The sequence below is a fragment of the Pseudocitrobacter sp. RIT415 genome (genome assembly GCF_003057695.2).
In the GTDB taxonomy this organism is placed as follows: Bacteria; Pseudomonadota; Gammaproteobacteria; order Enterobacterales; family Enterobacteriaceae; genus Pseudocitrobacter; species Pseudocitrobacter faecalis.
Genome location: NZ_QBJC02000011.1, coordinates 103,833 through 128,489 on the forward strand (window position 1 = coordinate 103,833; position 24,657 = coordinate 128,489).

The following is a 24,657-nucleotide window of genomic DNA, read 5'->3' on the forward strand; positions in this document are numbered from 1 at the left end:
TTATAACAAATATGTTTGAAAAACGAATAGGGGAAACGAATGTATCAGCATCATAACTGGCAAGGCGCACTGCTCGATTATCCGGTGAGTAAAGTTGTTTGTGTTGGCAGTAATTACGCAAAGCACATTCAGGAAATGGGCAGCGCTATTCCGGATGAACCGGTGTTGTTTATCAAACCGGAAACCGCGCTTTGTGATATTCGCCAGCCGCTGGTGTTGCCGCAGGGACTGGGTTCAGTCCATCATGAAGTCGAACTGGCGGTACTGATTGGCGCAACATTGCGTCAGGCAACCGAAGAACACGTTCAAAAAGCGATTGCGGGTTATGGTGTGGCGCTGGATCTCACGCTGCGCGATGTGCAGGGAAAAATGAAGAAAGCGGGGCAACCATGGGAAAAAGCCAAAGGCTTTGATAATTCCTGTCCGATTTCTGGTTTTATCCCGGCGGCCGAGTTCGAAAGCGATCCGCAGAATACGCCGCTGGCGTTAACGGTTAACGGTGAAGTGCGCCAGCAAGGCACGACGGCCGACATGATCCACAAAATCGTCCCATTGATTGCTTACATGAGCCGCTTCTTTACTCTTAAACCGGGCGATGTCGTATTGACCGGTACGCCGGAAGGCGTGGGGCCTTTAGTGAGCGGCGATGAACTGACCGTACAGTTCAACGGTCTTTCTCTCTCAACCCGCGTGCTGTAATCCCTTCTTGCCGCCCTGATTGGGCGGCAAAACTTGCATCCCTGTGCCAGACTGGTTATAAGGTGCACCCCGGTTTTTGATGTGGACATCCTTATGAGCGAAATACCTTTCTGGCAAAGCAAAACTCTCGACGAAATGACTGACGCCGAGTGGGAATCGCTGTGCGATGGTTGTGGGCAGTGTTGCCTGCATAAACTGATGGATGAAGACACGGATGAAATCTATTTCACCAACGTTGCCTGTCGTCAGCTGAACATCAAAACCTGTCAGTGCCGTAACTACGAACGTCGCTTCGACTATGAGCCGGACTGCATCAAACTCACTCGCGAGAATTTGCCGACCTTCGAATGGTTGCCGCACACCTGCGCCTATCGCCTGCTGGCGGAGGGGAAAGATCTGCCAAAGTGGCATCCGCTGTTAACAGGTTCGAAAGCGGCAATGCACGGTGAGCGGATTTCTGTACGTCATATTGCGGTGAAAGAGTCGGAAGTCCGCGACTGGCAGGATCATATCCTTAATAAGCCGGAGTGGGCGGATTAAGGTGCCTCCATACTGAAAATAGACCCTGAATGAAAATTAAGAGTTAATGAGATTGAGCTAATTGCCATTATCCATTATCACTAATATGGATATTCAATTCGGGAAGCAACTATCATGTATCAGCCTCGTACTCTTAAGACTCTTCTTGCGGCGGCAATAACGTGTTTGCTTGTCGCCTCACCCGTTTTTGCAAACCCCGGCAATGGCAATGGCAATGGTAATGGGGGCAATCACGGCAATAGTGGTAATCATGGTAATAGCGGTAATCAGGGAAATCACGCAAGCAAAGGACAGGGAAATAATGGGCAGGCCAGCGGCAAATCGTCCGGAAGTCAGGAGCACCGTAAAAATTACGGTAAGCCTGACCATGTTAGCCGCGATATCCCTGTTTCCCGCGCCCGTGATCTTGCCGTCAATTATGGTTTAACAGGCTATGCCGCGCTACCGCCAGGCATTGCCAGGAATGTCGCCCGCGGCAAACCGCTTCCTCCGGGAATTGCAAAAAAAGCGGTGCCCGCATCGATGTTGAATGAATTACCTTACTATCCAGGCTATGAATGGCGTATTGTCGGTCGCGACCTGGTTCTGGTTGCCCTTAGCACCGCTGTTGTCACAGCGATTATTAATGGCGTATTTGACTAAGCCCCCTACAAAAAACGCTCCCTCGGGAGCGTTTTTCTTATCGACCAAACAGGTCGCGTTTTTTCGGCTTAAACGGCTGAGCAATAATCACCAGCACGGCGACCACCAGATAGGCCGCGAAGATACCGACCAGCCACTGCGGCATTTCCAGCGACAGGAACGACCACTGACGCACCGCGCAGTCGCCGGATGCGACAAATACCTGTGGCAGCCATTTATCGAGTGGCAGCCAGGTCGGGAAGCGTGCGGCAAAGTCGCAGGTCATAAACGGCGAAGGATGCAGCTGAATCATCGTGTGCTCCCAGGCAAGCTGTAAACCACGAATTGCGCTGTAAATCCAAATCACCATGGCGACGTAACGCAGCGGCGTTTTCGGGGCGATGGCACCGACAATACCTGCACCCATAATGCCGAACAGGGCGCAACGCTCGTAGATACACATGACGCATGGCTGAAGCAGCATAATGTGCTGGAAATACAGCGCCACGAGTTCAAGTGCAAAGGCAGTAAACGCCATCAACAACCACGCGCCACGGCCTCGTGAGCACTGGTTCAAATATCGCAACATAATCATTTCCCTGGAACATGTTTAAGAGCAGCAGTGTAAACCAAAAAAATTCTGCCGCCACTGACGTTTAGCAATTATTACGTAAATGAACATTAATTGCCCGGCACTATTAGCCGGGCAGTACCGTCTTAAGGCAGATGTGGGGAAGGGATCCAACCCAGCGCCAACAGCCAGTTGCTGGCGGGTTGCAGGGCAAATTCAACGCACAGTAGCCCCACCACCGTTAGTACAATGGTGTATGGCAGCGCCATCCAGACCATGCGGCCATAAGAAAGTCGTATGAGTGGTGCCAGCGCCGAGGTCAACAGGAACAGGAATGCCGCCTGGCCGTTAGGTGTGGCGACGGAGGGCAGGTTAGTGCCGGTGTTAATCGCGACCGCCAGCATCTCAAATTGTTTGAGGTCGATGGCACCCGACTCCAGCGCGGCCTTCACTTCGTTGATATAGACGGTTCCCACAAACACGTTGTCGGAAATCGACGACAGCAAACCATTGAAGATATAGAACAGCGAACGTTGTGCGTGCGGCGAGGCTTGCAGCACAAAGTCGATGATCGGCGCAAACAGATGCTGGTCAATAATCACCGCCACGACCGCGAAGAAGACAGTCAGTAGCGCGGTGAAAGGCAGCGCCTCGGTGAAAGCTTTGCCGATGGCATGTTCATCGGTAATGCCGGTAAACGAGGTGGCAAAGATGATAACCGACAGACCAATTAACCCAACCTCTGCCAGGTGGAAAGCCAGTGCCAGCACCAGCCAGACGCCAATTATCGCCTGAACGCACAGACGCATGGTGTCCTGGCGCGAGCGCTGTTTGCGGCTTCGCTCATCAAAATCATGCAGCGTTTTGCGCACAGTCTCCGGAAGCGTGGCTCCATAACCAAACAGCTTGAATTTCTCCAGCAGCAGACAGGTGGTGATGCCGCAAATAAACACCGGCACAGTCACCGGGGCCATCCGCATAAAGAACTCCCCGAAGTGCCAGCCAGAGGCTTTGGCGATAATCAGGTTCTGTGGTTCCCCGACCATCGTCATCACGCCGCCAAGCGCGGTGCCGACGCCTGCGTGCATCATCAGGCTGCGCAGAAACGCGCGGAATTGCTCCAGTACTTCGCGATAGTGCTTATCGATGTGGCTATCATCGAGCAAATCGTCATCGTCAGTACGGCTTGACGCCGCACGGTGATAAATGCCGTAGAAACCCACTGCGACGCTGATGATCACCGCCACGACCGTCAGCGCATCAAGGAAGGCTGACAAGAACGCCGCCGCAAGGCAAAACGCCAGCGAGAGCAACATTTTGCTGCTAATGCTCAGCAACAAGCGGGTGAAAATAAACAGCAGCAGCTGCTTCATAAAGTAGATACCGGCGACCATGAAGATCAGCAACAGCAACACTTCGAGATTAGCTGCAACCTCTTCACGCACATGTTCGGCTGAGGTCATACCGACAATCACTGCTTCAATCGCCAGCAGCCCACCGGGGATCAACGGATAGCATTTGAGCGCCATCGCCAGAGTGAAGATAAACTCGATAACCAGCAGCCATCCTGCGAGAAAAGGGTTAACGAGAAAGATAATCGGGTTAATTACCAGGAATATCAGGAGTAAAAGTTTATACCAGTCGGGGGATTGCCCGAGAAAGTTGCGCCATAACGCGCGACAGTATGAGATTTCCATGACCAATAGTCTGCCTCGTAGAAGTCATCTTTTGTTACAACCAGGGCTGAAACTCTAGCAGAGATCGCCGCAAAAAACGTCCTTAAGTGCGGAAAAGGAAAATCAAAAAATGAAACGGCGATCCCTTTTTAATTCGCTTCGTGTGCTATCTGCTGTTGAAGCGGTCTGGTATGATGAGTGGATTGCAACGCTGTGTAATGGAAATTCTAACTATGGTCATTAAGGCGCAAAGCCCGGCGGGTTTCGCGGAAGAGTATATTGTTGAAAGCATCTGGAATAACCGTTTTCCTCCGGGGTCTATTCTGCCTGCCGAGCGCGAACTTTCTGAACTGATTGGTGTGACCCGTACAACCTTACGTGAAGTGTTGCAGCGTCTGGCCCGTGATGGCTGGTTGACTATCCAGCACGGTAAGCCAACGAAAGTAAACAACTTCTGGGAAACGTCCGGCCTCAATATTCTGGAAACGCTGGCGCGTCTCGATCACGAAAGCGTCCCGCAACTGCTCGATAACCTGCTTTCCGTGCGTACCAACATCGCCACCATCTTTATCCGCACCGCATTTCGTCAGCATCCTGACAAAGCGCTGGAAGTGCTGGCTACCGCGCGCGAAGTCGAAGACTACGCCGATGCGTTTGCCGAGCTTGATTACAACATTTTCCGTGGTCTGGCGTTTGCCTCTGGTAACCCGATTTATGGCCTGATTCTGAACGGTATGAAAGGGCTCTATACCCGAATTGGTCGTCACTATTTCGCCAATCCGGAAGCGCGTAGCTGCGCGCTGGGGTTCTATCATCGCTTAACCGAACTGTGTGAGCAGGGTCTGCATGACCAGGTGTATGAAACCGTGCGTCGTTATGGCCATGACAGTGGCGAGATTTGGCACCGGATGCAGAAAAGTATGCCGGGCGGCGTGTAAGCATTCATAGAAAAAGCCTCTCAATTGAGAGGCTTTTTTGTATCACAACGCGCCCGGTCTCGGCGGGCAACGCTCCAGTAATTCAACACTGCCATCCGCATTTTGCTGCTCAAGATGCACTTCAAAGCCCCACAGACGGTGCACATGCTTGAGCACTTCACGACGGCCTTTGTCCAGCGGCGCGCGGTTGTGCGGCACATAGCGCAGCGTCAGCGAACGGTCGCCGCGCAGGTCCACATTCCACACCTGAATATTTGGCTCCAGGTTACTGAGATTATATTGTGACGAAAGCTGGGCACGAATTTCGCGATAGCCGCTTTCGTTGTGAATGGCTGAGATCTCCAGATAGTTATTGCGGTCGTCATCCAGTACCGTAAACAGGCGGAAATCACGCATGACTTTCGGTGACAGGAACTGGCTGATAAAACTTTCATCTTTAAAATCGCGCATCGCAAAATGCAGCGTTTCCAGCCAGTCCGATCCCGCCATATCCGGGAACCAGTAGCGGTCTTCTTCCGTCGGCGTCTGGCAAATACGTTTGATATCCTGGAACATGGCAAAGCCCAGCGCATAGGGGTTAATACCGCTGTACCACGGGCTGTTATACGGTGGCTGGAAGACCACATTGGTGTGGCTGTGCAGAAATTCCAGCATAAAACGCTCGGTCACTTTCCCTTCATCATACAGATGGTTGAGAATGGTGTAGTGCCAGAACGTGGCCCAGCCCTCGTTCATCACTTGCGTCTGTTTCTGCGGATAAAAATACTGGCTTACCTTACGTACAATGCGCATGATTTCGCGCTGCCACGGCTCCAGTAACGGCGCGTTTTTCTCCATAAAATAGAGCAGGTTCTCCTGCGGCTCGGAAGGGTAACGGCGCGCGGATTCCACCGTTTTCTCCTCTTCACGCTTCGGCAGAGTACGCCATAACATATTCACCTGGCTTTGCAGATACTCTTCACGGCTTTTCTGCCGGGCTTTCTCCTCCTGCAGCGAGATCTTTTGCGGACGTTTATAGCGATCCACACCGTAGTTCATCAGCGCATGGCAGGAGTCGAGCAGTTTTTCCACTTCATCGACACCATAGCGTTCCTCACACTCGCTAATGTATTTGCGGGCGAAAAGCAGGTAATCGACGATGGAGCTGGCATCCGTCCAGCTACGGAAAAGATAGTTATTCTTAAAGAAGGAGTTATGCCCGTAGCAGGCGTGCGCCATTACCAGTGCCTGCATGGTAATGGTGTTCTCCTCCATCAAATAAGCGATACAGGGATTGGAGTTAATCACAATCTCATAGGCCAGCCCCTGCTGGCCATGCTTATAGGCCTGCTCAGTCTCGATAAACTTCTTACCGAACGACCAGTGGGTATAGTTAATTGGCATCCCGATGCTGGAATAAGCATCCATCATCTGCTCAGAGGTAATGACTTCGATTTGATGGGGATAGGTATCCAGCCGGTAGAGTTTGGCTACCCGGTCTATCTCAACCAGATAGGTTTCCAGCAGGGGAAATGTCCAGTCGGGTCCGTCGCTTAAACGCGTGCTGTCCTTATTCATCGAATCAATCGTTGCCATTAGCGCGCCCTCATTGTTGGCGACTCTCTCTGTCTGGAGAGCCTCAGTAAAAGAATAGAACACCTGGGAAAAACTGTAACAAGCACCCATTTTTTTCTTCGCGATTTCTTCATTTTGATGACGATATTTTTACAATTATGCAGCATATTATGCTGGGTAAAATTATTGCTTAGCAGGAGATGTTGATTCTCGCATGCCAGCGCTGGCGGGGTTGTATGTGAACTACGTCACCATAAAAAAAGCCTATGTTGAATAATATTTTCATCTGGGTTATCAATTTGTAATCAGAAGATTGTTCTTTTACTCAATTCGATTCTGGAGTAGCTATGCACGTTGTCATACTGGGAAGTGGCGTAGTGGGCGTGACCAGCGCCTGGTATTTAAGTCAGGCAGGACATCAGGTTACGGTTATCGATCGGGAAGCGGGCCCGGCAATGGAGACCAGCGCCGGAAATGCCGGGCAGATCTCCCCCGGTTACGCGGCACCCTGGGCGGCGCCGGGCGTGCCGCTGAAGGCGATTAAATGGATGTTCCAGCGCCACGCACCGCTGGCGATAAGCCTCGATGGCACGCAGTTCCAGTTGAAATGGATGTGGCAAATGCTGCGCAACTGCGACACGCGCCACTACATGGAAAACAAAGGCCGCATGGTGCGTCTGGCGGAGTACAGCCGCGACTGCCTGAAAGCGCTACGTGAATCCACCGGGATTGCCTACGAAGGACGGCAGGGCGGCACGTTGCAGCTTTTCCGCACCGCACAGCAGTATGAGAACGCGATGCGCGACATTGCTGTACTGGAAGACGCGGGCGTGCCGTATCAATTACTGGAATCCGCCCGACTTGCCGAGGTTGAGCCTGCGCTGGCAAGCGTGGCGCACAAACTGACGGGGGGCCTGCGTTTACCGAACGATGAAACCGGCGACTGTCGGCTATTCACCCAGCGTCTGGCGCAGATGGCTGAAAACGCGGGCGTTACCTTCCGCTATAACACGCCTGTCGATGCGCTGCTGCGGGAAGGTGAGCACATCTATGGCGTGAAGTGCGGCGATGAATTGATTAAAGCCGATGCTTACGTGATGGCGTTTGGTTCCTATTCCACCGCGATGCTCAAAGGGTTGGTGGACATTCCGGTGTATCCGCTAAAAGGGTATTCGCTCACCATTCCGGTGAAGGAAGAGGCGGGTGCACCGGTTTCGACTATCCTTGATGAAACCTACAAAATTGCCATTACGCGTTTTGATAATCGTATTCGCGTTGGCGGGATGGCAGAAATTGTTGGTTTCAACACTGAACTGCTGCAACCTCGCCGTGAAACACTGGAAATGGTGGTGGGCGATCTGTTCCCGCGCGGTGGCTATATTGAACAAGCCACGTTCTGGACCGGCCTGCGCCCCATGACGCCGGACGGCACGCCAATCATTGGCAAAACCGCATTCAAAAATCTGTGGCTGAACACGGGCCACGGCACGCTGGGCTGGACGATGTCCTGCGGTTCCGGGCAGTTAATCAGCGATTTAATCTCCGGGCGTACGCCTGCCATTCCTTATGACGATCTAAGCGTGGCGCGCTACTCGCCGGGCTTTACGCCGTTGCGTCCTCAGCATCTGCACGGCGCTCATCAATAAGGAGAAAGCATGTCTCGTCCTGTAGAAGCCAGCATCGATCTTTCGGCGTTGCGGCAAAATCTCAACGTTGTACGGCGTGCGGCACCGAACTCCCGTGTCTGGTCGGTGGTAAAAGCCGATGCTTACGGGCATGGCCTGAAGCATGTCTGGGGTGGGCTACGCGATACGGATGGTTTTGCGATGCTCAACCTTGAAGACGCCATTCGGCTTCGCGAGTGGGGCTGGAAAGGGCCTGTTCTGCTGCTGGAAGGGTTCTTCCATGCCGATGAGCTGGAGCTATTTGATAAGTATCGCTTAACCACCAGCGTCCACAGTAACTGGCAGATTAAAGCCATCCAGGATGCAAAACTGCATGCACCGCTGGATATCTATCTGAAAGTGAATAGCGGCATGAACCGGCTCGGCTTTACGCCGGATCGCGTCAGTACCGTGTGGCAGATCCTGCGCAAAGTGCCGAACGTCGGCGCGATGACGTTGATGTCACATTTCGCGGACGCAGAAAAAAGCGAGGGTGTCGAACGCCCGATGCAGCGAATCGAACAGGCGGCAGAAGGGCTGGATTGCCCGCGCTCGCTTGCCAATTCAGCCGCAACGCTCTGGCACCCTCAAACGCATTATGACTGGGTACGCCCGGGCATTATTCTCTATGGTGCGTCACCTTCCGGCCAGTGGCAGGATGTGGCAAACAGCGGTATCAAACCGGTGATGACCCTGAGCAGTCAGATTATCGCGGTGCAAAACCTGAAACCGGGCGACACGGTGGGTTACGGCAGTCGCTTTACCGCCACCCAGGAGCAGCGTATTGGTATTGTTGCCTGTGGATACGCGGACGGTTATCCGCGTATTGCGCCATCGGGTACGCCGGTGATGGTGGATAGTGTGCGCACCACCACGGTGGGAACGGTATCCATGGATATGCTGGCGGTGGATTTGACGCCATGCCCGAATGCGGGAATTGGCGCACCCGTCGAATTGTGGGGCAACAGCATCAAAATTGATGACGTTGCTGCCTGCGCCGGCACCGTGGGATACGAGTTAATGTGCGCGCTGGCGCCGCGCGTGCCAGTTGTGACAGTGTAACCGTGTTGCCGGATGCGGCGTAAACGCCTTATCCGGCTTACAAAAGATCGCTAATCCCCTTAGGCCTGATAAGCAAAGCGCATCAGACAATCTCAGGCGGTTATTCCGCTTCGTCTTCTGCGACTTTAACCCCGACTTTAACGACTTCATTATCGGCTTTTTCCGCGACCGTCCACACCATCCCGGCAAACTCGACCTGATCGCCAACAACTGGCGTTGCGCCTAACAACTGTTGAACGATCTCGCCCAGCGACTGCTGCTTATCACGAAATTCCTCGACATCGTCAAGACCGTAAATCATCGCCACATCGGCGAATTTGGCGCTGGCTTCGAGAATAAAGTCACCAAAGAAACGTTGATCCAGCGCCACAGGCGGCGACTGACTGAACAGTTTGCCGAGCGCCGGAATATCGCGCTCGCGGGCAATTACGCACAGAATATCGCCTTCGCGTAACCGTGTGCTGCCGTTCGGATGTAGCAGCACGTTATCGCGGAACAGTGCGGCGATGCGCGTATCTTTCGGCATATGCAGGTCACGCAGCGCAGCACCCACGCACCATTTGTCGGCGCTCAACTGATAAATAAGCTGCTCCCACGGGTTTTCCGGATGAATATCCAACCCAACGCGTGACACTGGCAAGCCGACAGGCGGCACCACCACTTTGGCACGTTTCGCCGCCCAGGAGAGCGAGGTGCCCTGAAGCAGCAGCGACACCAGCACCACGAAGAAGGCGACGTTAAAGAACAGACGCGCGTTATCGAGCCCGGCCATCATCGGGAAAACAGCGAGGATAATCGGTACCGCGCCACGCAGACCGACCCAACTGATGAAAATGCGCTCGCGCAGGTTAAACCCGCGAAACGGCAGCAGGCCGATAAACACCGATAATGGGCGAGCAAAGAAAATCATCCACAGCGACAGCAGCAGGGCGGAAGCGGCAATTGGCAGCAGGTCAGACGGCGTCACCAGCAGACCGAGCACCAGGAACATGCCGATTTGCGCCAGCCACGCCAGCCCGTCGAAGTTTTGCAGTATGCCGAAGCGGTTACGAATGGGGCGATTACCCAGCAGGAAGCCGCATAGGTACACGGCGAGGATACCGCTGCCGTCCAGCGACGTGGTAATGGCAAAAATCATGATCCCGCCGCTGAGGGCCAGCAGCGGATACAGCCCGGTCGGCAGCGTGATACGGTTAATCATCTGCAACAGCAGATACCCCCCCGCAAGGCCAATCAGAATACCCAGACCAAACTGCTGAATGATATGCACGGCAAACATCCAGCTTAAGCCCGTTTCATGCTGTTGAATCATCTCGATCAGGGTGATGGTCAAAAAGACCGCCATCGGATCATTGCTGCCGGATTCAATCTCAAGCGTCGAGCCGACACGCTCGTTCAGCCCTTTGCCGCCCAACAGGGAAAACACCGCCGCCGCATCCGTCGAGCCGACAATCGCGCCAATCAGCAGGCCTTCAATCCAGTTAAGGTTAAACAGCCAGGCCGCCGCGATACCCGTCAGCCCGGAGGTAATTAACACACCTACCGTTGCCAGTGACAATGCCGGGCCAAGGGCGACACGAAATGAGCTCGCCTGAGTGCGCATCCCGCCATCCAGCAGGATCACCGCCAGCGCCAGGTTACTTACCATATAGGCGAACGGATAATTATCGAAAGGAATGCCGCCGATGCCATCTACGCCTGCGAGCATACCAATGGCAAGAAAGATAACCAGAATCGGGATACCAAGGCGGGAAGAGAATGAACTTAAAAGAATACTGCAGGTTACTAAGACTGAACCCAAAATAAAGAGACTAATGACTGCCGCGGCGTCCAATGTTCACGTACTCCCCGATAACGAACAAGCTAGTTACAAAAAGTTATCATAATTAGCGCGTGAACACTGAAACAATAAGAGTAATAAATGTGTTTTTTATTCCGTCAGGGTGGGATGCCCAGTGATAGTCAGCGTGGTGGCGCTTGACGTATGCACCAGCTTCGCCTGCGCACCCAGCGGCAACGTGACCGTGCGCTGTTCATGGCCGAAATCGAGCCCGCTGATGACCGGGATCGCCAGCTTTGAACGCAAATAGTCGTACATGGTCTGCAAATCATAACCTGCGTCGTAATCGTTTGGTGTGGCTCCGGTGAAGCTGCTGAGCACGATCGCCTTCTGACGCGGCAGAATACCCGCGTACAACAGTTGCAGCAGCATGCGTTCCACGCGGAATGGATGTTCGTTGATATCTTCGAGCACCAGAATACCGTCGTGGATTTGCGGCATCCATGGCGTGCCCACCAGCGACGTCAGCATCGCCAGATTTCCGCCCCACAGTTTACCCTCTTCACGACACTGCGGCCCGTCACCCGCCCATTCCAGCGTGAAGGTTTCATTGCGCAGCGCCTGCCAGAAGTGATGTACGGTAAAGTCGTTCAGGGTTTCCGCGCCAAAATTCCCCGCCAGCATTGGCCCGCTGAAGGTGACGACGTCACCTTTTGCCAGCAGCCCCATCTGAATAGCGGTGAAATCGCTGTGCCCGCAGATAAGCAGCGGATCCTGCTGCTGGCGCGCGATTAGGGACGGCCAGTCGATGGCATCCAGCAGACGGCTTGCGCCATAGCCGCCGCGTACCGCCAGCACTATCTGATTTTTACCTGTTAGTTCGGCGAGTTGATTGATATCGGCTAGACGTTCACTTTCGACGCCCGCAAAGCGCTGGCTGCGCCGAGGAATGACCTGCTGATGGTTGACCTGATGCCCTGCGCTTATCAGCCGGTTAACGCCCATTTCGGCGGCGGATTGATTGATGCAGTAGCCCGACGGGGCGATCAGATGAAACTGTGACATGGCAATTCCTTGCAGAGAACGAAACGAGTATCATGCCGCCTGAACCCGTTATTGTCATTACTGGCGACATACTTGAGCTAAAAAGGATAGTTGCGTGAAATTGAGATGGTTTGCTTTTTTAATTGTGTTACTTGCCGGATGCAGTTCAAAACAGGATTACAAAAACCCGCCCTGGGATCCGCAGGTGCCGGTAAAGCGCGCAATGCAATGGATGCCAATTAGCGAAAAAGCCGGTGCGGCGTGGGGCGTGAGCCCGCGTTTGATCACCGCCATCATTGCGGTCGAATCCGGCGGCAACCCGAATCTGGTCAGTAAATCCAACGCTGTTGGCCTGATGCAGTTGAAGGCCTCGACCTCCGGGCTGGACGTCTACCGGCATATGGGCTGGCGCGGTCAACCGTCCACCAGCGAGCTGAAAAACCCGGAGCGTAATATCTCTATGGGCGCGGCTTATCTGAGCATACTGGAACATGGCTCGCTGGCGGGCATTAAAGACCCGGAAGTGATGCAGTACGCGCTGATGGTCTCTTACGCTAACGGCGCGGGCGCGCTGTTGCGGACGTTCTCCTCCGATCGTAAAAAAGCTATCAGCAAAATCAACGATCTGGATAAAGACGAGTTCTTCGAACACGTTGTCGAAAACCATCCGGCTCCGCAGGCACCGCGCTATATCTGGAAAATGCAGAAAGCCATGGATGCGATGTAGTTAATCGCGAACCTTACTGGCGCGTTCACGCGCCTCTCGCTCCAGCGAAAAAATGATGCGCTGGAGCGAGCGTTCCGCCGCCGGGTTAACGTTCAAAAATCGAAAACTCAACCGCGGCGTACTGACGGTTTCGTTTTTATGATCGACCACTGTGCGCTCGCTGACCGCAATCAATTGCGCATCAAAATGGAATTTTCCCCATTGCCCCATATCCAGCTCCAGCTGAGAAAAACGCATTCCCGGCTGTAAATCACCTTCCGGCTGGCTATCCAGTAGCGCGCCCATTCCTCCCAGCGACAGGTCAAAAATTCGAAAGCTCAGCGCCTGTTTTCCGGGGAGCTGCACTTTGCCAAAGTAGGGCGGATGCAGCGGGGCGGTGATGCGGAAATATTCACGCCGCTGAATAAACCAGAGTGTCGGTGGAACGGGAAGAATGAACGCCGGAAGTCCCTGATGTTCGCCCGCCTGCAGCTGTGTCACCGTGAACTCCATTTTAGCGCCGGCGGTTTCGGCGGTGATGGTGACGTTCTCCACGCGCTGTACCGCGCGGTTTTCGTACTCCTGACTGCCAAAATCGAGTACCAGCGCGGTTTTACTCACCTCCAGAAGGCGACTGATAAACTGCCCGCTTCCCCATGAGACGCGTAGCGGCACGTTATCGCGATGAAGATCGCGCAGAATATTCAATACGGCCAGCGGGTTTTGTTTCAGGAATTGCGAAGGGTATTGATTCATCTGCTATCTCTTCTGGAGGATAAACCGTCTGGTTGTTATCGGTTGACGCCCAGGAAACTTCAGCCACAGTGAAAAAATTTTTTTGTGCGCTTTCTGCACGGCGTGCGGGGGATAAGGGCATGTTCAGGTCAAACATATTCAACGCATGAATAAAATATAAGCGTAGCGGCGAGATTTTTAAGAGTAATTACCTATACTTGAAACATTAGCGGCGCAGAATGTCGGCGCTTTTTTTGAGGTTTTTTTAATTGGAGGATGGTAAAAATGGGTGTTATTGCCTGGATTATTTTTGGTCTTATTGCGGGTGTTATTGCCAAACTGATTATGCCGGGAAAAGACGGCGGCGGCTTTATTCTGACCTGTCTGCTGGGGATCGTCGGTGCTGTGGTGGGCGGTTGGATTGCCACCACGCTGGGCTTTGGCGATCGCGCGATGGGCTTTGATATGCACAGCTTCCTGGTCGCCGTTGTGGGTGCCATTGTCGTGCTGGTTATCTTCCGCTTCCTGCGCCGCAACAACTAAGCATCACGCTGCAACGGCCCCGTTCGGGGCCGTTCTTCTTCCTTTCTGTTGATTCTCCACAAATTTTTCTTCCGCCGGGCGTCTGGCTATTGCGCATCAAATAAAAATGAGAATAATTAGCATTCTTTATTCTAATAATTGGTCAGACAAACATTATGCGCTTCGCCTATCGTACGCTCTCGGCAATGATTGCCCTCGCACTCGCCACACCGGCCCTGGCCGACAATGCTGAAACCACTATGGTCGTGACCGGTTCACAGGGGAGCAGTGAACTGCCTGCCTGGACTAACAGCGCCACCAAATCGGCTGTCGCCGAGAGCAAAACGCCGCAGGTCATCAATACCATCAGCAGTAAAGAAATTAGCCAACGCCACGCCAACTCGGTTAATGAGATCCTGCGCTATGCGCCGGGCGTTTCGACGGAAGTGCGCGGCAGCACCAGCTACATGAGCGAATATAAAATCCGAGGCTTTACCGTCGACAATGAATTTTATAACGGCCTGCAACTGCCCTATAACGTTAACGGCAACACCAAAGCGCGTATTGATCCGCTGCTGGTTGAAAGCGTGGATATTCTGAAGGGGCCCTCTTCGGTGCTTTACGGCAACGGTTCGCCGGGCGGGCTGGTGAATATTCAGGGGAAAAAGCCGCAAACCGAGCAGCGCACAGAAGTAGGGTTTAACACCGGTACCCGCAACCTGAAAGAGGGGTATCTGGATTCTACCGGACGTATCCTCGACAGCGACTGGAGCTACCGCCTGCTGGGTAAAGCGCGTGAAGGCGACGACCAGCCTCACACCACGCGTTACGAAGATTACCTGGTTGCGCCGAGCGTCACCTGGCAACCCGATAATAAAACACGCCTGACATTTGACGCGCTGGCGCAAAATACGCCAAGCCTGACGCCGTCCAATCCATTACCGCTTTCGTATCTGCGTTCCAGCTACGCCGGGCGTCGCGACTTTGCGGGTGATAAGTGGAGCGGTTTCGAACAGCGCCAGTGGATGGTGGGGTATAGCTTCGAGCATGAATTCGACAGCGGTTGGGGCATCGCCCAGAAAGCGCGTTACTTTGATATCGATACCCATCAGCGCAGCGCCTATTCCACCGGGAATGCGGGCAGCGCAAACGTCTATGAACTGAACCGCTTTGCCTACACCACAGATGAAGATCTGCACAGTTTTAATATCGATAACCAGGTCACCAAAACCTTCGCGCTGGGCGACTGGCAGCATCACCTGCTGGCGGGGTTCGATTACCAGAAACTGAATTCGCATTATAACTATCGCTACGCCTCGACCACGCCGGGCATCGATATGCTGCATCCGGATTACTCGCAGATCACCAGCGATAATTTAGGGCTCTACACCGCGCAGAAGAACCGCCTTTCTTACAACCAGAAAGGGTATTACTTCCAGGATCAGGTGGAGTTCGGCGGCCTGAATATTCTTGGCAGCATTCGCTATGATGAGTACCAGTCCGCTACCACGGATTATCTCAATGACCAGCAAAAAGCGTGGATCTCGCAGGATCGCGTCACCAAACGCCTGGGCGCACTGTATGCCTTTGAAAATGGGTTATCACCGTTTATCAGCTACTCGGAAGGGTTCCTGCCGGTATCGCCGCGCGGCAATTTGACCGCGCAGGACGTGAAACCGACCACCAGCAAACAGGTGGAGGGCGGGGTGAAATACCTGCTGGCAGAGTATGCGACGACCTTTACCGCCTCGGTGTTTAACATCCGTCAGAAAAACGTGGTAAGCGCAGACCCAAGCTGGAACTACCGCCAGACAGGGGAGATTGAATCGAAAGGCGCGGAGCTCTCTGTCGTCAGTCGTCCAACGGACAACCTCAACCTGATTGCCAACTACGCCTATACGCATGCTATCAACACGGAGGATGAAACCTATGAAGGCAAACGCCCAACGCAGGTGCCGGAAAATGCGTTTAACCTGTGGGGCGATTACACCTTTGATGGGAGCTTGTTAAGCGGCCTCACTCTGGGCGCGGGGGTGCGCTACACCGGGCCGATGGAGATTTCGCCGGCCAATAACGAAGGCAAGCTGGGCGGCACGACGCAGTATGATATGGCGATATCGTACGATATGTCGGCCCTCGACAGCAGCCTGAACGGCTTGATGCTGAAGGCCAGCGCGCAAAACCTGACCAACAAAGAAACCTTCAGCTGCTACGACAGCACCAACTGCTGGATTGGCCGCGATCGCACGGTGCAGGTGGGGGCGAGTTATACGTTTTGATGGTGAGGATTTTTCCCCCTCACCCTAACCCTCTCCCTCAGGGAGAGGGGACCGACCGAGCCGGTTTTGCAGACCTGCGCTGGTTTTCGCCCTCTCCCTGAGGGAGAGGGCGGGGTGAGGGTGCTCTACCTCGCCGCCTGTACTGGCGCATCTGGCACCGTATCGCACGGTTTCTCTTTCGGGCAAATCAAATCCAGCATCTTCAGCGTTACACCGTTGGTCCAGCCAAAGCCGTCCTGTAGCGGATATTCGCCGCCGCCGCCGCCCGTCCCGGTGGAGGTAATATCATATTTTTCCACCAGCTTTTTCTCCTTGTCGTAGGTGTGCTGCACGTTGCTCAGGAAGCGCCAGGTGACATCCATCGCCACTTTCTCCTGACCATAGTTCTGCAACCCTTCCACGGCGACCCACTGCAACGGTGCCCAGCCGTTTGGCGCATCCCACTGTTGCCCGCTGTTAATGGTCGTGGTGGTAATGCCGCCCGGTTTCAATAATCGGCTTTCCGTTGCCGCCGCCACTCTGGTTGCTCGCTCATGGGATGCGGCATTCACGTACAGCGGGAACAGGGCGGCAGCGGTCAACTGATTACGCACCTTGTGCGACTTCAAATCGTAATCGGCGTACCAACCCTCTTTATCGTTCCACAGATATTTTTCGATAGCCTTCTGGCGCGCGTTGGCGTCGGTATCGTACTGGTGACTTTTCGCCGTATCGCCCGCGGCTTTGCTGCCTTCGGCGATCAGTTTTTCCATCTTATACATCAGCGCGTTCAGATCGACGGGCACGATGCTGGTGGTGCGAATGGTGCCCAGTTGCTGTGGGTTATCCATCCAGCGTGAACTGAAATCCCAACCCGATGCGGCGGCAGAACGTAGATCGCGGTAGATCTCCGTAGCCGGGCGATTGGGGTTTTTCTTCGCGGTGGTCACGTCATCGAGCCAGGATTCCGGGCGCGGCGTATCGTTATCATCCCAGTAGCGGTTGAGCAGAGCGCCGTCGCGCAGTTTCACCACCCGCTTGTTGGCGTCGCCAGGCTGAAGACTTTCCGCGCCCTCCATCCAGTACGCGTGCTCTTTTTCCATCTGTGGCAGATAGGTTTTCAGCGCGTCGCTGTCATGTTTTGCCAGTAACTCAACCATCAGCGAGAAAAACGGCGGTTGTGAACGGCTTAAGTAGTAGCTGCGGTTACCATTGGGGATATGCCCCCAGGTGTCGATTTCCCAGGCGAAGTTTGCCACCATATCGGCCACTTTATCCCAGTGCCCGCTCTCCGCGAGGCCGAGCATGGTGAAGTAACTGTCCCAGTAATACACCTCACGAAAGCGCCCGCCGGGTACCACATAGGGTTTCGGTAGCGGCAGCAGTGAACTCCACTTTTCCGCTGTTTCGCTGGTGCGGGTTAAGACCGGCCACAGGCCATCAATGTGCTGGCGCAGGGTCTGCCCTTTGGGCGGTACATAGGTTTCGCCCGCCTGCGGCAGCGAGAAGTTCATCTCCACAAAGTGGCGCAGGTCAAAGCTGGTTTGGCTCTTTTGCATACGGTAATCCGCGAGGATCATCAACGGGTCGCTTTTGGGCACCGCGTCGGCAAAAGTTTTTTGATCGGGAAAGAGTTTCGCGCTTTGCACATCATTAAACAGCGGCCCAAGCAGAATATCAGGGGAGGCCGGGTACTCCTCCTGCGCCTGCGCGGCAAAAGCCAGCAGCAGAGCGCTTAAGGTGAGGGTGTGGCGCGCAACAGGATGCGCAGCAATGTTCTTCATCGGTTTTCTCCATTTCGGCAAACAGCAGGAGCGCTGCAATCAACCTGATGAAAACCTTAGTTGAAATTCCTCTTCGCCGTGGCGATTTGCGTGATTAATTGCTGTTTTTTCAGCGCGGATCCCATTGCGTCAGGTTAAAAATGAAAGCCCCTTAATCATTGGAATATCTTTTCACTGTCAGTACTGGTCATTATTTTTACTGATGATTATTTGCACAGTTATCGCTCATACATGTTCTGAAAGGGTGCAGTTAATTCTTATAAATAATAATGGTGATGAGTTAATTTGTTTTAAAACAGTAAGTTAATAATTTGGCATGCCGGTTGCTATATGAATTCCATCTTGTATACCAACAGGAATTCCAACATGGCAGTAATGACCGGAAAAACAGTTGGCGAATGGCAACAGGCCATTGCGCGAAATAGTGACAACGTATTTGCCTTATTACATGACCATCTTCATTCGCTGTCTGCGCAGGATAATGCGTGGATCGTGCTTGCCAGCGAAACGCAGCTTCGCGAGCAAATAGACGCTCTGTTGCCGCACTACCAGCAGCAGCCAGAACGTTATCCGCTATTTGGTATTCCCTTTGCGATTAAAGACAACGTAGACGCCGCTGGCTGGCAAACGACCGCAGCCTGCCCGGCGATTGCCAGCGTCGCGGAACGTGACGCCACCGCCGTGGCGAAACTGAAAGCAGCGGGCGCGATCCTTATCGGTAAAACTAACCTGGATCAGTTCGCCACCGGGCTGGTTGGCACGCGTTCTCCTTACGGTGCCGTCGCGAATGCGTTTAACCCCGATTATGTGAGCGGCGGTTCCAGTTCTGGATCTGCGTCGGTGGTGGCGCGCGGGCTGGTGCCGTTTTCATTAGGCACTGATACCGCAGGTTCAGGCCGCGTACCTGCCGGGTTTAATAATATTGTCGGGCTGAAGCCGACCAAAGGCTGGCTCTCGGCGACCGGGGTTTTCCCTGCCTGTCGTCTGAACGATACGCTTTCGGTGTTTGCCCTGACGGTGGACGATGCCTGGCAGGTTGCCACCCTCGCTGGAGGGTTCGACACCGAGGATGCCTATTCCCGAAGCAACCCGGCCACTGCGCCTGCGACTTTTTCACAAAACCCGGTACTCGCCATTCCGGACTCGTTGCTCTTCTTTGACGATAGCATGGCAGAGCAGGCCTGGCAGGCGGCGCTCGGTGCGCTGCGCGAAAGCGGCGTGACCCTAAAGCCCATCGATTTCACAGCGTTCTATCAACTGGCGGAACAGCTTTACCAGGGCCCGTGGGTGGCCGAGCGCACCGCGGCGGTGGGTGACACGCTGAATCACCCGGAGCAGATGAACTCTACGGTGCATACCATCATCGCAGCAGGCCTGAACTACAGCGCCGTTGAGGCTTTTAAAGCCGAATATCTGCGGGCAGAGCTGGCACGCAAGATTCAGACCGCGCTCGCCGGGGTTGATGCGCTGGTGGTGCCGACGTCACCAACCATTCATACCCTGGCTGATATGGCGCGTGAACCCATTCGCTTTAATTCGCAGTTTGGCACCTACACCAATTTCACCAACCTTGCCGATCTCAGCGCCCTCGCGCTGCCGGCCCCGTTCCGTGCGGATGGCTTACCCGCTGGCATTACGCTGCTCGCGCCGGCCTGGCATGACCGCGCGCTGGCCGATTTTGGTCGCCGCTGGCAGCAACAGTTAGCCCTGCCGCTGGGCGCAACCGGACACGCCTTCCCGGCTATCTCTTCGTCGCTGCCGCTTTCCGTGCATCACGTTCGCGTCGCCGTTGTCGGCGCACATCTGCGCGGTATGCCGCTCAATTTCCAATTGACTCAGCGCGATGCGGTGTTTGTTGAAGCGACAGAAACCGCCGCCCGCTATCGGCTTTTTGCGCTGGCGAACACGCAGCCGCCAAAGCCGGGCATCGCGCGTTATGCCGATGGCGCAGCCATCCAGGTGGAGCTGTGGGATATCCCGCTGGCGCGCTTTGGCGAGTTTGTCGCTGAAATTCCCGCCCCGCTGGGGATTGGCTCGCTGGAACTGGCCGACGGGCGCTGGGTGAAAGGCTTTATCTGCGAACCCGCGGCGTTGGATGACGCCACCGATATCACTGAATTTAAAGGCTGGCGCCACTGGGTTGGCCGCAAGGAGACGCATCATGTTTAACACCGTCCTGATTGCTAACCGCGGTGAAATCGCCTGCCGCGCTATCCGTACCTTAACGCGTCTGGGCATTACCAGCGTTGCGGTTTATTCCGACGCGGATAAAAACGCTGAACACGTTAAACAGGCGGATATCGCGCTGGCGCTGGGCGGGGAGAAAGCCAGCGACAGTTATCTGCGCATCGACAAAATCATCGCTGCCGCACAGGAAAGCGGGGCGCAGGCTATCTGGCCGGGTTACGGTTTTCTCTCGGAAAGCCTGGCGTTTGCCGATGCCTGCGAGCAGGCGGGTATCGCGTTCGTCGGCCCGACGGCGCAGCAGATTGGTGAGTTCGGCTTAAAGCATCGGGCGCGCGAACTGGCGGCGCAGGCTGGTGTGCCGATGACGCCGGGTACCGGGCTGCTGGACACCATTGACGAGGCGCTAAACGCGGCGCAGAAAATTGGCTATCCGGTGATGCTGAAAAGCACGGCGGGTGGCGGCGGTATTGGTCTGACACGCTGCGCCGACCGTGAAGCATTGGTGCAGGCGTGGGAGAGCGTGCGTCGTCTCGGCGAACAGTTCTTCAGCGATGCCGGCGTGTTTATTGAGCGCTGTATCGATCGCGCCCGGCACATCGAAGTGCAGATCTTTGGCGATGGCAACGGCAATGTTGTTGCCCTGGGGGAGCGCGACTGCTCTCTTCAGCGGCGCAATCAGAAGGTGGTGGAAGAGACGCCCGCGCCGAATCTGCCGCAAGCCACGCGCGAAGCACTACTGAATGCCGCCGTTGAGCTGGGCAAGCTGGTGAATTACCGCAGCGCAGGTACGGTGGAATTTATCTATGACCCCGAGCAGGACGCATTTTACTTCCTCGAAGTGAACACCCGTTTGCAGGTGGAGCATCCGGTCACCGAGTGCGTTACCGGGCTCGATCTGGTGGCGTGTATGCTGCGCGTCGCTGCCGGTGAAAGCATTGACTGGGCGCGTCTGGCGCAGGCCCCGCAGGGCGCGGCGATGGAAGTGCGCATCTATGCGGAAAACCCGCTGAAGAACTTCCAGCCGAGCCCCGGCGTGCTAACGGAAGTCGCCTTCCCGGACGGTGTGCGTATAGACAGCGGCGTGGCGACGGGCAGTGACGTCTCTGCATTTTACGACCCGATGATTGCCAAGCTGATTGTGCATGCGGATACCCGCGAGGCGGCGCTGGACAAACTGGCTCAGGCGCTGAATGCCACGCGGTTGCACGGTATTACCACCAATCTCGATTATCTGCGTCAGATAACGTCAAGCGAGGCGTTCACGGAAGGCCGCGTCTGGACGCGCTGGCTCGATAGCGTAGAGGCAGAATCGCCGGTGATTGAAGTGCTGCAACCGGGTACCTGGAGCAGTATTCAGGATTATCCGGGGCGTCTCGGTTACTGGGATATCGGCGTACCGCCGTCCGGGCCGATGGATGATTACGCCTTTCGGCTGGCGAACCGCATTGTCGGCAACCACCACACCGCCGCCGGGCTGGAATTTACGCTTCAGGGGCCAGTGCTGCGCTTTCACACGGATGCGGTCATTGCCCTCACCGGGGCTGATTGTCAGGCGCTGCTGGATGAGACGCCCGTGCCGCTCTGGCAGCCGGTCACGGTTAAACGCGGGCAAACCCTCAGCCTTGGGCGCGCAAAAGCGGGCTGTCGCGCGTACCTCGCCGTACGTAACGGTTTTGATGTGCCGGAATATCTTGGAAGCCGTTCCACCTTCGCGCTGGGCCAGTTTGGCGGCCACGCCGGACGCACGCTGAAAGTCGCCGATCTGCTGCCCGTTTCGCGCCCGGAGCTAAGCGCCTGTACTACGCCTGCACCGGTGAGCGAACCGCAGGCGCTGGCCGCGTCGCTGGTGCCAGAGTATGGCGATAGCTGGCGCATCGGCGTGCTGTATGGCCCACACGGCGCACCGGATTTCTTCAGTCAAAAATCGATTGATGATTTTTTCGCCAGTGAATGGCAGGTGCATTACAACTCTAATCGCCTGGGCGTGCGTCTGGTCGGTCCAAAACCGGAATGGACTCGCCCGGACGGTGGCGAAGCCGGGTTGCACCCCTCCAACGTGCATGACTGCGAATACGCCATTGGCGCAATTAACTTTACCGGCGACTTCCCGGTGATCCTTACGCGCGATGGGCCAAGCCTCGGTGGATTTGTCTGCCCGGTCACCATTGCGAAAGCGGAGCTGTGGAAAGTGGGGCAGGTGAAGCCTGGCGACACGATTCGCTTCTACCCGATAAGCGTGGCCGATGCCGTCGCACGGGAAAAGGCAATGGACCGCACGATCGATACGCTCCAGTCCAGCCAACTGGCGACATTTGCCGTGCCATCGTTGGCCGCGCGTGATGGCGTCTCGGCGGCGGCGCTGGTGTCGTTGCCCGCCAGCGCGACAACGCCCGCCATCGTCTATCGCCAGGCGGGGGATAACTACATCCTGATTGAATACGGTGACAACGTTCTCGATCTGGCGCTGCGCCTGCGCGTGCATCTGCTGATGGCGCGGCTGAACGATTTATCACACCCAGGCATTAAAGAGCTTTCGCCGGGCGTGCGCTCGCTACAGGTGCGCTACGACAGTCGCGAAATCAGCCAGCAGGCGCTGGTTACGCTTCTGCTGGAGCAGGAGTCGCACATGGGCGATGTCAGCGCGATGAAAGTCCCGTCGCGTATTGTCTGGCTGCCGATGGCTTTTGAAGACACCGCCACGCTGGACGCCGTCAGCCGCTATCAGGATACAGTTCGCGCCAGCGCGCCGTGGCTGCCAAATAACGTTGATTTCATTCAGCGCATCAATGGGCTGGCGAGCCGGGAGGCGGTGCGTGAGACGATTTTCGATGCCAGCTATCTGATCCTCGGGCTGGGTGATGTTTACCTGGGCGCACCTTGCGCTGTACCCATTGACCCGCGTCACCGCCTGCTGAGTTCGAAATACAACCCGGCGCGTACCTTTACCGCCGAAGGCACGGTCGGTATTGGCGGTATGTATATGTGCATCTATGGCATGGACTCCCCCGGCGGTTATCAACTGGTGGGGCGCACGCTGCCTATCTGGAACAAATTCCTCAAAAACCGTCAGTTCGCGGCGGGCGAACCGTGGCTGCTGTGCTTCTTCGACCAGGTGCGCTTCTATCCGGTCAGCGAAAGCGAACTCAATCAACTGCGTGATGATTTCCGTGAAGGACGGGCCACCGTGCGCATCGAAGAGAGCGAATTCGATTTTGCCGAGCATCTGCGCTTCCTTGAGGCCAACGCCGACGAGATTCGCCATTTCCGCGAGAAGCAGGCGCTGGCCTTTGAAAGCGAAGTCGCGCGCTGGCAGATGGATGAACAAGCCGTCGACGCAGAACGCCCGCATCAGGTCGTCCTTGAGGAAGCCGATGATGATGCGTTCGCCGTGACCGGCGATATGAACGGCAACATCTGGAAAGTGCTGGTAAAACCGGGCGAAGAGGTGACGGACGGGCAGCCACTGATCATCGTCGAAGCGATGAAAATGGAACTGGCAATCCACGCACCTAAAGCGGGAACAGTGAAACGCATCGCCTGTCAGCCGGGTCTCCCGGTCAGCCCCGGTGATGCGCTGTTGTGGCTGGAGTAAGGGGGCGGAATGGAAAGCAGCAAACGTAGCCCCGGCCTTGGTGAGCGCATCTATCACGCGCTGAAAAATGACATCTTCGATTTTCGCCTGATGCCCGGTGAGCATTTCAGCGAAAACGAAATTTCAGAGCGGATGGCCGCCAGCCGTACGCCGGTGCGTCAGGCCCTGTTTCGTCTCGAACAGGAGGGCTACGTGCAGGTGTACAGCCGGAGCGGTTGGCAAGTCAAACCGTTTGACTTCGCATGGTTCGAAGCGCTGTACGACTTTCGCATCGTACTGGAGTGTGAAGCGGTAAAGCGCCTGTGCGACATGCCGCCCGCAACATGCCAGAACCACCTCGCATCGCTGGTGGATTTCTGGATAGACGCCCCGCGCATGGCGCCTGGCAAAACCCTTTCGCGCCATGACGAGGCTTTTCATACCACACTGGTGCGCGCCAGCGGCAACGAAGAAATGGTGCGCGTACATATCGAGCTGACGGAAAAGATTCGCATTATTCGCCATCTCGACTTCACCCGCGAGGATCGCGTGGATGCCACCTATCAGGAGCACGCGCGCATTTTGCAGGCGGTGCTGCGTCAGCAAAGAGAAGAGGCGCAGCGCCTGCTGACGGAACACATTTCACAGAGTAAAGCCGAGGTCAGAAAAATTACCCTGCACCGGCTTCAGCAGGCCAGGTTGTAAGACGTTCCCGCTCCGCATCTGCGGAGACATTAATCAATAT

19 protein-coding genes are annotated in these 24,657 nt (G+C 55.3%); 12 read left to right on the plus strand and 7 right to left on the minus strand.

Translation table 11 applies throughout. The features are described from left to right. Positions 1-39 precede the first annotated feature (39 nt). The 3 genes from DBY68_RS12960 (at position 40) to DBY68_RS12970 (ending at position 1,881) form a co-directional block, all read left to right on the plus strand. Positions 40-699 carry a fumarylacetoacetate hydrolase family protein gene (locus DBY68_RS12960; RefSeq protein WP_108475345.1) on the plus strand — a complete coding sequence of 220 codons (660 nt, stop codon included), beginning with the start codon at positions 40-42 and terminating at the stop codon, positions 697-699. A 93-nt stretch (positions 700-792) separates the two neighbouring features. Beyond that, positions 793-1,239, plus strand: a complete 447-nt coding sequence (locus tag DBY68_RS12965) for a YcgN family cysteine cluster protein (RefSeq protein WP_108475346.1) — start codon at positions 793-795, stop codon at positions 1,237-1,239. Between the two features lie 114 nt (positions 1,240-1,353). Next, a complete protein-coding gene (locus tag DBY68_RS12970) occupies positions 1,354-1,881 on the plus strand; it encodes an anti-virulence regulator CigR family protein (RefSeq protein ID WP_108475347.1) in 528 nt (175 codons plus the stop codon). 37 nt (positions 1,882-1,918) lie between these two features. On the opposite strand, the gene dsbB is transcribed toward DBY68_RS12970, so the two are convergent. Together dsbB and nhaB are read right to left on the minus strand one after the other, a co-directional pair. After that, the gene (gene dsbB, locus DBY68_RS12975) at positions 1,919-2,449 is read right to left on the minus strand and encodes a disulfide bond formation protein DsbB (protein ID WP_108475348.1); all 531 of its coding nucleotides are present in this window, start codon (positions 2,447-2,449) and stop codon (positions 1,919-1,921) included. 128 nt (positions 2,450-2,577) lie between these two features. Next, positions 2,578-4,128, minus strand: coding sequence for a Na(+)/H(+) antiporter NhaB (gene nhaB / locus DBY68_RS12980; RefSeq protein WP_108475349.1), 1,551 nt, complete (start codon positions 4,126-4,128; stop codon positions 2,578-2,580). A 212-nt stretch (positions 4,129-4,340) separates the two neighbouring features. Between nhaB and fadR the strand changes: the two genes are divergently transcribed. Beyond that, positions 4,341-5,045: a fatty acid metabolism transcriptional regulator FadR gene (gene fadR / locus DBY68_RS12985; protein WP_108475350.1), complete on the plus strand. Its 705-nt coding sequence runs from the start codon at positions 4,341-4,343 to the stop codon at positions 5,043-5,045. Positions 5,046-5,087: 42 nt separating this feature from the next. On the opposite strand, the gene DBY68_RS12990 is transcribed toward fadR, so the two are convergent. Further along, positions 5,088-6,620: a SpoVR family protein gene (locus DBY68_RS12990; RefSeq protein ID WP_108475351.1), complete on the minus strand. Its 1,533-nt coding sequence runs from the start codon at positions 6,618-6,620 to the stop codon at positions 5,088-5,090. A 326-nt stretch (positions 6,621-6,946) separates the two neighbouring features. Between DBY68_RS12990 and DBY68_RS12995 the strand changes: the two genes are divergently transcribed. Beyond that, positions 6,947-8,245, plus strand: a complete 1,299-nt coding sequence (locus DBY68_RS12995) for a D-amino acid dehydrogenase (RefSeq protein ID WP_108475352.1) — start codon at positions 6,947-6,949, stop codon at positions 8,243-8,245. A gap of 9 nt (positions 8,246-8,254) precedes the next feature. Further along, complete coding sequence (gene dadX, locus DBY68_RS13000) at positions 8,255-9,325, plus strand: catabolic alanine racemase DadX (protein ID WP_108475353.1); 1,071 nt, start codon at positions 8,255-8,257, stop codon at positions 9,323-9,325. A gap of 100 nt (positions 9,326-9,425) precedes the next feature. Here dadX and DBY68_RS13005 read toward each other — a convergent pair whose 3' ends face one another. Both DBY68_RS13005 and ldcA read right to left on the minus strand, forming a co-directional pair. Continuing rightward, positions 9,426-11,159, minus strand: a complete 1,734-nt coding sequence (locus tag DBY68_RS13005) for a potassium/proton antiporter (RefSeq protein WP_108475354.1) — start codon at positions 11,157-11,159, stop codon at positions 9,426-9,428. 96 nt (positions 11,160-11,255) lie between these two features. Next, on the minus strand, positions 11,256-12,170 hold the full coding sequence (gene ldcA, locus DBY68_RS13010; protein ID WP_108475355.1) for a muramoyltetrapeptide carboxypeptidase: 915 nt from the start codon (positions 12,168-12,170) through the stop codon (positions 11,256-11,258). A 94-nt stretch (positions 12,171-12,264) separates the two neighbouring features. On the opposite strand from ldcA, the gene emtA reads away from it, so the two are divergent. Then, on the plus strand, positions 12,265-12,876 hold the full coding sequence (gene emtA, locus DBY68_RS13015; protein ID WP_108475356.1) for a membrane-bound lytic murein transglycosylase EmtA: 612 nt from the start codon (positions 12,265-12,267) through the stop codon (positions 12,874-12,876). On the opposite strand, the gene DBY68_RS13020 is transcribed toward emtA, so the two are convergent. Further along, positions 12,877-13,611: a flagellar brake protein gene (locus DBY68_RS13020; RefSeq protein ID WP_108475357.1), complete on the minus strand. Its 735-nt coding sequence runs from the start codon at positions 13,609-13,611 to the stop codon at positions 12,877-12,879. 264 nt (positions 13,612-13,875) lie between these two features. Here DBY68_RS13020 and DBY68_RS13025 point away from each other — a divergent pair, with 264 nt between their 5' ends. Together DBY68_RS13025 and DBY68_RS13030 are read left to right on the plus strand one after the other, a co-directional pair. Next, the gene (locus DBY68_RS13025) at positions 13,876-14,133 is read left to right on the plus strand and encodes a GlsB/YeaQ/YmgE family stress response membrane protein (protein ID WP_108475358.1); all 258 of its coding nucleotides are present in this window, start codon (positions 13,876-13,878) and stop codon (positions 14,131-14,133) included. 155 nt (positions 14,134-14,288) lie between these two features. Beyond that, positions 14,289-16,391: a TonB-dependent siderophore receptor gene (locus DBY68_RS13030; protein WP_108475359.1), complete on the plus strand. Its 2,103-nt coding sequence runs from the start codon at positions 14,289-14,291 to the stop codon at positions 16,389-16,391. Between the two features lie 125 nt (positions 16,392-16,516). On the opposite strand, the gene DBY68_RS13035 is transcribed toward DBY68_RS13030, so the two are convergent. After that, the gene (locus tag DBY68_RS13035) at positions 16,517-18,154 is read right to left on the minus strand and encodes an alpha,alpha-trehalase (RefSeq protein ID WP_108475360.1); all 1,638 of its coding nucleotides are present in this window, start codon (positions 18,152-18,154) and stop codon (positions 16,517-16,519) included. Positions 18,155-18,520: 366 nt separating this feature from the next. Between DBY68_RS13035 and atzF the strand changes: the two genes are divergently transcribed. The 3 genes from atzF to DBY68_RS13050 are packed head-to-tail and all read left to right on the plus strand — an operon-like array spanning position 18,521 to position 24,617. Beyond that, the gene (gene atzF / locus DBY68_RS13040) at positions 18,521-20,323 is read left to right on the plus strand and encodes an allophanate hydrolase (RefSeq protein ID WP_108475361.1); all 1,803 of its coding nucleotides are present in this window, start codon (positions 18,521-18,523) and stop codon (positions 20,321-20,323) included. Beyond that, positions 20,316-23,933, plus strand: a complete 3,618-nt coding sequence (gene uca / locus DBY68_RS13045) for an urea carboxylase (RefSeq protein ID WP_108475362.1) — start codon at positions 20,316-20,318, stop codon at positions 23,931-23,933. Before atzF ends, uca begins: the two co-directional genes overlap by 8 nt. A gap of 9 nt (positions 23,934-23,942) precedes the next feature. Beyond that, positions 23,943-24,617, plus strand: a complete 675-nt coding sequence (locus DBY68_RS13050) for a GntR family transcriptional regulator (RefSeq protein WP_108475363.1) — start codon at positions 23,943-23,945, stop codon at positions 24,615-24,617. Positions 24,618-24,657: the final 40 nt, after the last annotated feature.